The organism is Pseudomonas sp. MAG002Y, assembly GCF_019400845.1.
GTDB lineage: Bacteria > Pseudomonadota > Gammaproteobacteria > Pseudomonadales > Pseudomonadaceae > Chryseomonas > Chryseomonas luteola.
Window position 1 is genome coordinate 173,544 of the sequence record NZ_WOEJ01000001.1, and the last position, 12,465, is coordinate 186,008.

The window sequence follows — 12,465 nt, forward strand, 5'->3', positions numbered from 1 at the left end:
GGATCCGCTTACGCTCAACCGACTTCTTCTGTCATGGCAGAACAGTCGCATTTCTTTGCGCAGGGTTCACTTCTTGCCCAGTGTCATCTGTGGATTTTGCCAGGGCCCGTGGATGTGATAGTTCACACTGGCCATGCGGGTTACCCTGTCACCAATCAAGCGATCCACAATGAACAGGGCTCCGCCTATGGCAGGTGCTCCTGCAATCAATGCCGCGATAGGCAGCGAGTTGGTCAAGGGCAATCCAACCTGCAAATGGGCATCGACCTGATCATGAGCCAGGTCCAGCGTCCCCTGCATCTGCATATCGGTAGAAGGACCATCCAGAATGATGGGTTTCCGGGTTAGAAAAACACCGTTTTGCGCCTCCAGTAACCCGCTAATCGTGTCGTAACTCAGGCCGCGGCCAAAAATATCGGAAAAGTCCAGCCGCAGACGCCGCCGTATGGCCTCGAAATTGAGCAGGCCAAACACCCGGAGCGCTGATGCAGAGCCTTCAACCTGACGCAACTGTCCGTTACGCAGGCTGGCATCCAGTGTGCCGGACAGACGATTCAGCCCCGCCCAGGCTGGCGATCCAGGCCAGCTGACGTTGGCATCAAGACGAAACTCGCGACTGGTCACACTGGATGCAAACTTCCAGGCCAGCAATACATCGGCAACGTTGTCACCCGAGAGACGACCGCTATACCGTGTACGCGTAGTGCCCGGCAACCCCTCCCAATCCATCGTACCTTCGACCTTCAGCCCCTTCAGATAGAGGTTCAGGTCTGAAAAGCGCACTCCTGCCGTCGTTGGCCGGATCCTGAGTCGCTGTGCGCCAACAGGCTCACCGCCCAGCGAAAGGGTATCAATCGATACGTCCATTGCCGGCAGGCCATGCGGGTCGATATTCGCCAGGGGATCAGGACTTTCGACGGGCTTGGCGCCCCCTGCCGGAGCAGCATGACTGGGAAAGTCCAAGTGTTTGAGCGCAAGCGTAATGGGTACCTTGCGGTCTTCCGGCAACCGTACCTGGCCGGCAATGACCGAGCTATCGAGCGTAAGCACCCAGACATTACTTTGTGGTTCCAGCTGAACAGCGAGGTTTTCGACGGTCTGACCGAAACCTTCGAAATGCACTACCTTGAGCTGCCCGCCCGCAAGTATTGAGAGCATGGAGTCGGGCGAGGCAGGCCCACCACCGGAGCGCGTAGCCGGTTCCTTACCAGGCGTAACGTACTTTTCGATAGCGACCTGCCATTCACTCAGCACGAGACGATCCAGGACGCCACGAACACGGACTCCCTGACCGCTCGGGAGATTGGCTGTGCCATTTCCCAGAACAACCTCACCACGGGCCTCGGTCAAGCGATCCGGCGGTGCGACGATAACGGCATCCGCCAAGCCTTGATATGTCGCCTCATAACGACGCTCGGGCCCATTGAGTGTCATACTGAAAAAACCGTCATGGGCGGTCTGCGGATCCTTGCCAAACGGTGCTGGCAGATCAATAGCTACCCCTTGAAGATTCGAGGCTACTACGATTTCGCTGGCCTCGTTTGCCAGGGTCAGGCTCATGCGATACGGAATATCGCCTGACACTGGCAAGGGCCGGCCTCCAACACCCAGCCATTGGGTAAGCTGACTGAACGCTACCTTGCCCTCAGCCACGAGGCGGGTCTTGGGATCGGTCTGGTTCCCTTCGGCGAACGCCTTGCCGTGGGCCTGACTACCCAATACCTGCGCCTTGATATCCGGTGCGCTCAAGCCTCGTGTCGTGTCATAGCGAAACGCACCGCGGATATTGGTGACATCGAGCATGGGATTTGCCAGCTGTAACCGGGCCCCATTAGCCACGAAATCTACAATCACCTTGGGCGGTAGCCCATGATCAAAAGGCAAATCCAGGTCAAGCTTACCCTTTAGAGCCCCTTCCCCCCGCCATCCCTTGAATGTCTCGGCTGTCGGTAACGGCGTCTCCTGCAAGATCGTGAGCCCGTCCTTTACACTACTGTCCAAGTCACTTTTCAGATACAGATGGACCGTACTGCCATCATGTCGCAGCGGGATGGTGACATTTGCCTTGCTGACCTGGGTATCCAGGATTCGCCCCTCCGGTACCTGAATGCGAACGGCATCATCTTCAATGACTATATCGCCGCTGGCCTCACGCAACTCTGGCCAACCCGGCTGGTAGGCAAGCAATGCGTCGTGGACGCGAAAAAAAAGGCTCATGGTACGTGCACCCGGCGGTGCATCGTGCATCAGGGAACCCTGATACTGGTAAATACCTTCATCGATATGGCCACCCTTGATCGCAGTCTTGAGCCAATCAGCCAGAGGGCCACTCATCGCAGGTGTCCGGGTAGGCAGATACTTGGCGGTATAGCGCGCATCACCATTGCGCAGCCCAACACGCAGGTCCATGTAGCTTTCAATGCCTGGCTTGCGCGCCAGCCGGATGAACATGTCACCGGCGGCATCACCCTCTTCACCCGAGACGCGCATCAACGGACTCGACAAGGTAAAGCTGTCATCGCTTAAAGACCAATTCAAGCGCGCTTTGGCTGTACGGTACTGCCACGGTTCAGGAAACAGGGTGGCCAGATGCAGCGAGAAGTTGGTGGTATCCAGCCGCAATTCGCCATGCTGCAGTCCGCCAGTTGCACTACCACTGGCATTCTCGACAGCCGGCGCACCGTGATAAGCCGAGAACCCTACCTTCTCCAGGTTGGCTGCAAACGCCAGACGATCAGCAAGACTTTTCTGGGGTTGGTAGTCCAGCGAGATGTTACGTAGCGCACCATGCGGACTAAGTGCCGATACCGCTGACGCCACATTTTCAGGTAAAGGCGCAAGTGCCTGGACGGCGGCCGTCAATGGTGCCAGATCGAGCCGGTCGGCACGTACCTGCCAGCGATCCGCTGCATCATTGCGCTGAACCGCTAATGTCACACCACTCCAGCGCTTCTCCCCAAGGCTTACCGCAAGATCAGAACCGATGGCTCGCCAGCCGTTTTTCTCGCGGGTAAATGCAAGGTTCAGGGCGAGGTCATCAAGACCAGCAGGCGCACGGGTACCATACGAAGCCACCAGCCGAGCCGCATTGAGTCGCAAGGCTGCGTCTTGAGGCACTCCATGAGCCCAGTCAAGCCAGACCTCTCCTCCTGCATGTAACTCATGCAGCCGCCACTGCCGCGTCAGAGTACGTGGCACCCACTGTGCCCAGTCCGTCTGGGGCAGACTCAAATAGCTCTTGAATCGGCTGTCCTGCCAATGCGCCGAATCGACCTGCCCCTGGACGTCCAAGGCCAAGGGCTGCCCGTCAGGTAGATTCAAACGCGCATCGAGGCGGACGTCGCCGTTACGTCTCGTAGACAGCGTTGCCTCGACATAGCGCAGCGTAAACACTTTTCCTTCATGGGATAAAACGCTGAGCTGCCCATTGAGTACTGATAGTCGCCCAAGCGAGGGCAGCCACTTGAGAAGCGGTGCGGGATCAAAAGGCTTCTGCTCATCATCACGCTGGGGCAGTCCTGCGATACGCCAGCGCCCATCCGCTTCTTCCAGCAGCTCGAGTCGTACACCGTCGAGGCTGGCATAACTCAGTATGGGCTGCCAGTGCAGGAGGCTCTGGAACATATTCGGCACAACCCTGATTCGCTCCAGATGCAGAGGTTGGCTGCCCTCACCCAGTTCCAGGTCCTGCAGGTCAATGACAGGATTGAGTCCTTGCCAGCCTCCCTTTAAGGCGCCCAGGCGCACAGGTTGCTTCAAGGCACTGCTCAAGCGCACCTCAACGTCGGCTCTATACTCGGCAACGCCCGGCATGAGTTGGCGCCCTACGCTGACATAAAGCGCCAGCAAGATCAGGATCAGAGCACACAGACCGAAACCAAGGCGCAGGAGTGTTCCGATGAAGCGGCCCAACCCTGCCATCAGCCTAAACTCAGCGGCTTACAGCAGTACAACATCATATTGCTCCTGGGAGTACATAGGTTCGACTTGAAACTTGATCGTTCGACCGATAAAAGCTTCCAGGTCCGCTACATTGCCTGACTCCTCATCAAGAAGACGGTCTACCACCTTCTGATTGGCCAACACGAGATAGGAGTTTGCCTGGTAAGCGCGTGCTTCGCGCAAAATTTCACGGAAGATTTCGTAGCAGATAGTTTCAGCCGTCCGCAGCATGCTACGTCCCTGGCACGCCGGACAAGGCTCACACAGGACCTGCGACAGGCTCTCACGTGTGCGCTTGCGAGTCATCTGGACGAGACCAAGCTCAGTAATACCAATGATGTTGGTTTTGGCGTGATCGCGCTCCAGCTGCTTCTCCAGATTGCGAAGCACTTGGCGCTGATGTTCTTCATCTTCCATATCGATGAAATCGATAATGATGATGCCGCCCAGGTTTCGCAGCCGTAACTGCCGGGCGATTGCCGTAGCTGCCTCAAGATTGGTCTTGAAGATCGTCTCTTCCAGGTTACGGTGCCCTACGAATGCACCTGTATTCACGTCTATCGTAGTCATCGCCTCGGTCTGATCGATGATCAGATACCCGCCCGACTTGAGCATGACCTTTCGCTCAAGCGCCTTCTGGATTTCATCCTCGACGCCATACAAGTCGAAAATTGGACGCTCGCCAGGATAATGCTCCAGGCGATCAGATACTTCAGGCATCAGCTCGGACACGAACTGACCAATTCGCTGGAAATTTTCCCGCGAGTCCACACGAATCTTTTCGCTACGCGGACTGACCAGATCCCGCAAGGTACGCAATGGAAGGTCAAGGTCTTCATAGATGGTCGTAGGCGCAGGCACCTTGTTCATCTGAGAATGAATCTGAGCCCACAGCCGCCGCAAGTAGCGGATATCCGCCTTGATTTCATCTTCACGCGCGCCCTCCGCCGCCGTACGAAGAATAAAGCCACCGGCTTCCTCGATACACTCGTTGGCGATGCACTTTTCAACGATGTTCTTGAGCCGTTCACGCTCGGCTTCATCCTCGATTTTCAGCGAGATGCCCACATGATTGGTCTTGGGCATGTACACCAGATAGCGTGAGGGAATTGAAAGGTGCGTCGTCAGGCGCGCCCCCTTGGTTCCGATCGGATCCTTCGTGACCTGAACGACCAGACTTTGCCCCTCATGAACCAGGGCACTGATGCTTTCGACAGCACTGCCCTCGCGGGTAGAAATCTCGGCAGCATGAATAAAGGCGGCCCTGGCCAGCCCAATATCCACAAAGGCCGCCTGCATCCCAGGCAGGACTCTGACAACCTTGCCTTGATACAGATTGCCTACAATGCCCCGGCGCATCGTGCGTTCGATATGAACCTCTTGCAGAACGCCGTTTTCAACAACCGCCACCCGAGACTCCATCGGGGTGATGTTGATCAAGATTTCTTCGCTCATAGACTTATCCATTATTCGAGGTGTCTTGCAGCTTATCGGTATCGGCGCTATCTAGGGTATTAACCTTTTCAACGAGGTACATTGGGCTGCCAGCATGGTATGCCAAACGTTGATAACAGCTCCGCTGTTTCACAAAGGGGGAGTCCGACGATGCTGCTATAGCTTCCCGCTATATGTTGAACAAAGACAGCGCCTAGCCCCTGGATTCCGTAACCGCCTGCCTTGTCGGCCGGCTCACCGCTTGCCCAATAGGCTTGACGCTCGTCTTCACTGATAGGCCTGAACGTTACTTCGCTCGACACGACGCGCGCCAGGCACAGATTTTTACTGGCTACGGCAACTGCGGTCAGAACGGTATGCGTCTTGCCGCTCAAGCGAACCAACATGTCCATGCCATGCTCGCGGCTTTCCGGCTTGCCCAGAATATGCCCATCCAACACGACGCTAGTGTCGGCTCCCAGGACGCAATCAACCGTGTCACCAGACAAAAGTGCCAGACCTGCCTGTGCCTTGCTTCTGGCAAGACGTTCGACATAGGCATCTGCCGTCTCGCCAGGCAGCACGGCCTCATCAATTTCGGCCGAAAGACGTTCGAACGGCACACCGATTTGCTCAAGCAACTCACGACGGCGTGGAGATCCGGAAGCAAGATACAGACGTGGCATAGAAGGCTCCTTGAAACGCTCACGTCAGCAGATCAGCCGCCGACGCCACGTCAACTTACATTGAAACGCGTTCGCAAATCACGTAGCACCAGATATACCCAAGGCCAGAGCAAGGCGCTGACCAGGGAGGGTGCAAGAAATACCAGGGTGGGTGGACGATTACCCGTCAACGTGTTCAGCCAGAGCTGAACCAGCTGCGAGATGCCATAGACGACCAGCAGCACAAAGCCCTGCTGCCAAATGGGAAAGACGCGAAGCCGCTGTTGTAATGATTGCACCAGAAAAACTACCAGACTCAGAATCAGGGCATTCTGGCCAAGCAGATTTCCGTACAGCACGTCCTCTGCTAATCCGAAAACCCAGGCCGTACTCAGGCCTACCCGGTGAGGCAGCGCCAACGTCCAGAACGTCAAGAACATGGACAGCCATAAGGGCCGCCCGATTTCCATGAAGTCCGGCATTGGCGCAACCGAAAGCAACAGCCCCACCAACAATGTCAGCCAGATAACCCAGCCGTTATGGCCGATCCGAAAGGCCATTAACGGGCCTCCTGGGCGCGTTGTGTCGAGGCAGCCGGGGCCTGGCTGGCCTGCGGCTTGGCGGCAGGCTTCGCGGGCTGAGTCTGGGGTTTAGCCGACTGAGCAGCCGGAGCCGCCGCGTTGGTCGCCGGTGTCTTGTTATTACCACTGGCTGGCTGAGCGGGATTATTAACCTGGGCGGGCGAGGTTGCCGCTGGCGTTGTTCCCTGCTGCTCCTGGGACACTTTGCGATCCGCTTCTTCCTGGGCCCGGGCAGCATCGTAGGCCCGTTCCTCAGGTGTACGTGGATCACTGAAGACCAATAGCACATAGCGACTGCGGTTCAGCTTGGCAGTGGGTACAGCTCGCACAATGGCAAACGGTTGCCCTGAGTCATGCACTACTTCGGTCACGGTTGCGACCGGGTACCCCGCAGGAAACCGCTGCCCCAAACCAGAGCTGACCAGTAGATCGCCTTCCTTGATATCGGCGGTATCGGCCACATGGCGCAGTTCAAGACGCTCAGGGTTACCAGTTCCCATGGCGATAGCACGCAAACCATTGCGGTTGACCTGAACAGGAATGCTATGGGTGACGTCCGTCAACAGCAGGACACGGGCGGCATAGGGCATGACTTCGACCACCTGCCCCATCAACCCACTGGCGTCTAACACCGGCTGGCCGATAAAGACCCCATCCTTCGCGCCTTTGTCGATCAGGATACGGTGAGTAAACGGATTCGGATCGACGCCGATCAGCTCGCTGACCAGCACCTTGTCGTCCACCAGGGCGGCAGAATTGAGCAATTCCCGAAGGCGTACGTTTTGCTCGGTCAAGGCCGCCAGCTTTTGCAGGCGACGCTGCATAAGCAGCGCTTCAGCCTTGAGGCGCTCGTTTTCAGCCATGATCTCAGTACGGCTGGAAAACTGATCGCGCACGGCTTGCCAGGCACGAACCGGGAGATCGGCTGCCCAATAGAATGGTGTAAGCACCAGGCCCATTTCGCTGCGCACCGGCTTCAGATAATCGAAGCGGGCATCTACCACCATCAGGCTGACAGACAGAACAGCCAGAGCCAGCAGACGGACGCCAAGCGAAGGACCCTTGGAAAATATACGCTTGATGGTCTCGTCCTCGAAGCGTCAATCATGACAACATCAAGGCCCGCCATGCAGGCCCTGATATTCATGCATGCGACTTATTCGGTGGAAAGAAGATCCATAGCGTGACGGTCCATCATCTCCAACGCCTTGCCGCCACCGCGGGCAACACACGTCAGAGGATCTTCCGCCACGATCACCGGCAGGCCGGTTTCCTGCGCCAGAAGCTTGTCCAGATCACGTAGCAGAGCACCACCACCGGTCAGGACCAGACCGCGCTCGGCAATATCCGAAGCCAACTCCGGCGGGGACTGCTCCAGACAGCTCTTGACCGCCTGGACGATGGTTGCCAGCGATTCCTGCAGGGCTTCCAGCACTTCGTTGGAGTTCAACGTAAAGCTGCGCGGTACGCCTTCAGCCAGATTGCGGCCGCGGACGTCGATTTCACGCAGGTCACCGCCCGGGTAGGCTGTACCGATTTCCTGCTTGATGCGCTCGGCAGTAGATTCACCGATCAGGCTGCCGTAGTTGCGGCGGACATAGGTCACGATCGCTTCATCGAAGCGGTCACCGCCTACGCGTACGGACTCGGCATAGACAACACCGTTCAGGGAGATCAAGGCGATCTCGCTGGTGCCGCCACCGATGTCCACTACCATCGAACCACGCGCTTCTTCAACCGGAAGACCTGCGCCAATGGCAGCTGCCATCGGCTCTTCAATCAGGAAGACTTCACGGGCGCCAGCGCCCAGAGCCGATTCGCGAATGGCACGGCGCTCGACTTGGGTGGACTTGCACGGTACGCAGATCAGTACACGGGGACTTGGCTGGAGAAAGCTGTTCTCGTGAACTTTGTTGATGAAGTACTGCAACATTTTTTCACAAACGCTGAAGTCTGCAATCACACCATCCTTCATCGGTCGGATCGCAGAAATATTGCCAGGCGTACGACCCAGCATGCGTTTGGCGTCGGTACCGACGGCAACTACACTCTTCTGATTGCCATGCGTACGAATGGCAACAACGGATGGCTCGTCAAGGACAATACCGCGATCCCGGACATAAATGAGGGTATTGGCTGTACCCAGGTCGATCGACAGATCGCTGGAAAACATGCCACGCAACTTTTTGAACATGAAGTGACCCTAGGCGGTGGCGTCAGGCACGCAGATGAAACGCGTGGGAAAAATTGCGGCAGACTCTAACAACGGCAGGGATTTTGAGCAAGGCGGTGATGTGCTAGATTGCTCGTTTCTGCGGCCCTTTTAGGCCTTTCTTAACGCGGTGCTTGACCGCCTACCGTGCAAATCTCTCGATTTATGACTTTCGCCATGGTCAAGCCCCGATATTGCTGGAGAATCCGATGGCGCTCGAACGCTCCGACGTCGAAAAGATCGCTCACCTGGCCAGACTAGGCCTTAACGATGCCGATATTGAACGGACCACCGGGACGTTGAATGACATCCTCGGCCTGATTGATCGCATGCAGGCCGTCAATACCGATAACGTCGAACCCCTGGCGCATCCGCTGGAAGCCGTACAACGCCTGCGACCCGACGAAGTCACCGAAACCAATCAGCGTGACGCCTACCAGACTATCGCCCCGGCGGTCGAAAACGGCCTGTTCCTGGTACCCAAGGTGATTGAGTAATGAAGGACACCCCTATGCATACGTTGACCCTGGCCGAAATCAGCCGTGCGCTATCGGCAAAGGAATTTTCTGCCGAGGAATTGACTCGCACCCTGCTGGACCGCATCGCCCGGGTTGATCCACAGCTCAACAGCTTTATCACCGTGACAGAAACACAGGCCATTGAGCAGGCCAAAATCGCCGATCAGCGCCGATCAGCGGGCGAAACCGGCGCGCTCCTAGGGGCACCGATCGCACACAAAGACCTCTTCTGCACCCAGGGCATTCGCACCAGCTGTGGTTCGAAGATGCTCGACAACTTCATCGCGCCCTATAACGCTACCGTCGTTCAGAAACTGGCCGATGCCGGCGTGGTAAGCCTTGGCAAGCTGAACATGGACGAGTTCGCGATGGGCTCGGCCAACGAATCCAGCCACTACGGCCCGGTCAAGAATCCCTGGGATACCTCTCGTATTCCAGGCGGTTCTTCAGGTGGCTCATCGGCGGCAGTAGCGGCTCGCCTCGTCCCGGCTGCAACCGGTACCGATACCGGCGGCTCGATCCGTCAGCCTGCGGCACTAACCAACCTGACTGGCCTCAAGCCCACCTATGGGCGCGTCTCTCGCTGGGGCATGATTGCCTATGCGTCCAGTCTTGACCAAGGCGGCATGCTGGCCCGCAATGCCGAAGACTGCGCCCTGCTCCTGCAGGCAATGGCAGGCTTCGACCCCAAGGATTCCACCAGCGTAGACCAGCCGGTCGATGACTATCTGGCCAGTCTGGAAAAGCCTCTTGCAGGGTTGCGGATCGGCTTGCCGAAAGAATACTTTGGTGAAGGCCTGGATTCTCGCATTGCCGATCTCACGCTCAAGGCTGTTGACGAGCTGAAGAAACTGGGCGCGACCGTCAAGGACATCAGCCTGCCAAACATGCAGCATGCGATTCCGGCTTACTATGTCATCGCACCAGCAGAAGCGTCTTCCAACCTGTCTCGCTATGACGGCGTACGCTTTGGTTACCGCTGTGAAGATCCGAAAGACCTTACAGACTTATACAAGCGCTCGCGTGCTGAAGGCTTTGGTGATGAGGTCCGCCGTCGGATCATGGTCGGTACCTATGCCCTTTCTGCCGGTTACTACGATGCCTACTACTTGAAGGCCCAGCGTATCCGCCGCCTGATCAAGAATGATTTCGTAGCAGCCTTCAATGACGTTGATGTCATTCTCGGCCCGACGACGCCCAGCGTGGCGTGGAAACTGGGCGAGAAAAATAACGACCCGGTCGCCGAGTACCTGATGGATATCTACACCATCACCGCCAACCTCGCCGGCGTTCCAGGTCTTTCCATGCCGGCCGGCTTTGTCGACGGCCTCCCCGTTGGCGTCCAACTGCTGGCACCCTACTTCCAGGAAGGCCGCCTGCTCAATATTGCCCACCAGTTCCAAAAAGCGACTGATTGGCACACGAAAGCCCCGACTGGGTTCCTGAAATAGAAGGCAGAGGACGACTCACATGCAATGGGAAACCGTGATCGGGCTGGAAATCCATGCACAGCTCTCCACGAACTCGAAAATATTTTCTGGTAGCTCCACCACGTTTGGTGCCGAACCCAATACCCAGGCCAGCCTGATCGATCTAGGCATGCCGGGCGTGTTGCCAGTAGTGAACCAGGAAGCGGTGCGCATGGCAGTCAAGTTTGGCTTGGCGATCGATGCACATATCGGCCAGCGCAACGTCTTTGCGCGCAAGAATTACTTTTACCCTGATCTGCCCAAAGGGTATCAGATCAGCCAGATGGAATTGCCTATCGTAGGCAAGGGCCACCTGGACATTACGTTGGACGACGGTACCGTCAAGCGCATCGGCATCACCCGTGCACACTTGGAAGAAGACGCCGGCAAGAGCCTGCACGAGGACTTCCAGGGCATGACGGGCATCGACCTGAACCGCGCCGGCACGCCGCTTCTGGAGATTGTTTCCGAGCCGGATATCCGCAGCGCCAAGGAGGCCGTCGCCTATGTAAAGGCTATTCATGCACTGGTGCGTTACCTAGGCATTTGTGATGGCAACATGAATGAAGGCTCGCTGCGTTGCGACTGTAACGTTTCGGTTCGCCCGAAAGGCCAGGCCGAGTTCGGGACGCGCGCCGAGATCAAGAACGTCAACTCCTTCCGCTTCATCGAGAAGGCGATCAACTACGAGGTCCAGCGCCAGATCGAGCTCATCGAAGATGGTGGCAAGGTTGTTCAGGAAACCCGCCTGTATGACCCGAATAAAGACCAGACTCGCTCTATGCGCAGCAAGGAAGAGGCAAATGACTACCGCTACTTCCCTGATCCCGACCTGCTGCCCGTGGTGATCGAAGAAAGCTTCCTTGAAGAGACCCGCAGCCTGCTGCCAGAGCTGCCGCAGCAGAAGCGTGAGCGCTTCGAGCGTGACTTTGGCCTATCTACGTATGACGCGACGGTCCTCTCCTCCAGCCGTGAAATGGCCGATTATTTCGAGCAGGTCCAACAGGTCAGCGGCGATGCCAAATTGGCCGCCAACTGGGTCATGGGTGAGCTTTCCAGCCTGCTCAACAAGCAGGACCTGGATATCGCCGACTCGCCGGTTTCCGCTGAGCATTTGGGCGGTATGATCCTGCGTATCAAGGACAACACCATTTCCGGCAAGATCGCCAAGATGGTATTCGAAGCCATGGCCGCTGGCGAAGGTTCTGCCGATGAGATCATTGAAAAGAAGGGGCTCAAGCAGGTAACCGACACCGGCGCTATTGAGTCCATGCTGGATGAAGTCCTGGCAGCCAACACCGCCCAGGTCGAGCAGTACCGCGCCAGTGATGAGGCCAAGCGCGGAAAAATGTTTGGCTTCTTCGTAGGCCAGGCGATGAAGGCCTCTAAAGGCAAGGCCAATCCTCAGCAAGTCAACGAATTGCTGAAGAAAAAGCTGGAAGGTTAACCTCCTCCGATAGCCATGACGCAACCTTGCGTCATGGCTATGCCACTCACGAATCTACTTCTTCTTTCTTCATTTTTCTTTTTCAACCGATGCGAAGCAGTCGAGCTTTCTGAGCGATGGACTTGGCCTGCGCCTGTAGATTACGCACGCTTATACAATCTTCAGGGCTGAATGTCGGACTAGTCCTGGAATGTGTT

The 12,465-nt window shown here is 56.9% G+C and carries 9 protein-coding genes; 3 read left to right on the plus strand and 6 right to left on the minus strand.

Annotated features, from left to right (window positions below; all coding sequences use genetic code 11):
* Positions 1 to 66: 66 nt before the first annotated feature.
* The 6 genes from GM154_RS00875 to mreB form a co-directional block, all read right to left on the minus strand.
* Entirely contained in the window at positions 67 to 3,921 is a 3,855-nt protein-coding gene (locus GM154_RS00875; protein ID WP_219650631.1) for a YhdP family protein, read from the minus strand.
* An 18-nt stretch (positions 3,922 to 3,939) separates the two neighbouring features.
* Entirely contained in the window at positions 3,940 to 5,397 is a 1,458-nt protein-coding gene (rng, locus tag GM154_RS00880; RefSeq protein WP_010797272.1) for a ribonuclease G, read from the minus strand.
* 68 nt (positions 5,398 to 5,465) lie between these two features.
* Positions 5,466 to 6,062, minus strand: a complete 597-nt coding sequence (locus GM154_RS00885) for a nucleoside triphosphate pyrophosphatase (RefSeq protein WP_074827868.1) — start codon at positions 6,060 to 6,062, stop codon at positions 5,466 to 5,468.
* A 50-nt stretch (positions 6,063 to 6,112) separates the two neighbouring features.
* On the minus strand, positions 6,113 to 6,601 hold the full coding sequence (mreD, locus tag GM154_RS00890; protein WP_010797270.1) for a rod shape-determining protein MreD: 489 nt from the start codon (positions 6,599 to 6,601) through the stop codon (positions 6,113 to 6,115).
* Entirely contained in the window at positions 6,601 to 7,659 is a 1,059-nt protein-coding gene (mreC, locus tag GM154_RS00895; protein ID WP_233432213.1) for a rod shape-determining protein MreC, read from the minus strand. The genes mreD and mreC overlap by 1 nt, the downstream gene beginning before the upstream one ends.
* A gap of 119 nt (positions 7,660 to 7,778) precedes the next feature.
* Positions 7,779 to 8,816, minus strand: coding sequence for a rod shape-determining protein MreB (mreB, locus tag GM154_RS00900; RefSeq protein WP_010797268.1), 1,038 nt, complete (start codon positions 8,814 to 8,816; stop codon positions 7,779 to 7,781).
* 227 nt (positions 8,817 to 9,043) lie between these two features.
* Here mreB and gatC point away from each other — a divergent pair, with 227 nt between their 5' ends.
* The 3 genes from gatC to gatB are packed head-to-tail and all read left to right on the plus strand — an operon-like array spanning position 9,044 to position 12,268.
* Entirely contained in the window at positions 9,044 to 9,331 is a 288-nt protein-coding gene (gene gatC / locus GM154_RS00905; RefSeq protein ID WP_010797267.1) for an Asp-tRNA(Asn)/Glu-tRNA(Gln) amidotransferase subunit GatC, read from the plus strand.
* Between the two features lie 14 nt (positions 9,332 to 9,345).
* The gene (gatA, locus tag GM154_RS00910; protein WP_219650632.1) at positions 9,346 to 10,803 is read left to right on the plus strand and encodes an Asp-tRNA(Asn)/Glu-tRNA(Gln) amidotransferase subunit GatA; all 1,458 of its coding nucleotides are present in this window, start codon (positions 9,346 to 9,348) and stop codon (positions 10,801 to 10,803) included.
* A 19-nt stretch (positions 10,804 to 10,822) separates the two neighbouring features.
* Complete coding sequence (gatB, locus tag GM154_RS00915) at positions 10,823 to 12,268, plus strand: Asp-tRNA(Asn)/Glu-tRNA(Gln) amidotransferase subunit GatB (protein WP_219650633.1); 1,446 nt, start codon at positions 10,823 to 10,825, stop codon at positions 12,266 to 12,268.
* Positions 12,269 to 12,465 lie beyond the last annotated feature (197 nt).

Coding starts and splice junctions, on each gene's coding strand:
- GM154_RS00875 (WP_219650631.1), bottom strand. CDS start 3,921: ATGGCAGGGTTGGGCCGCTTCATCGGAACACTCCTGCGCCTTGGTTTC.
- rng (WP_010797272.1), bottom strand. CDS start 5,397: ATGAGCGAAGAAATCTTGATCAACATCACCCCGATGGAGTCTCGGGTG.
- GM154_RS00885 (WP_074827868.1), bottom strand. CDS start 6,062: ATGCCACGTCTGTATCTTGCTTCCGGATCTCCACGCCGTCGTGAGTTG.
- mreD (WP_010797270.1), bottom strand. CDS start 6,601: ATGGCCTTTCGGATCGGCCATAACGGCTGGGTTATCTGGCTGACATTG.
- mreB (WP_010797268.1), bottom strand. CDS start 8,816: ATGTTCAAAAAGTTGCGTGGCATGTTTTCCAGCGATCTGTCGATCGAC.
- gatC (WP_010797267.1), top strand. CDS start 9,044: ATGGCGCTCGAACGCTCCGACGTCGAAAAGATCGCTCACCTGGCCAGA.
- gatA (WP_219650632.1), top strand. CDS start 9,346: ATGCATACGTTGACCCTGGCCGAAATCAGCCGTGCGCTATCGGCAAAG.
- gatB (WP_219650633.1), top strand. CDS start 10,823: ATGCAATGGGAAACCGTGATCGGGCTGGAAATCCATGCACAGCTCTCC.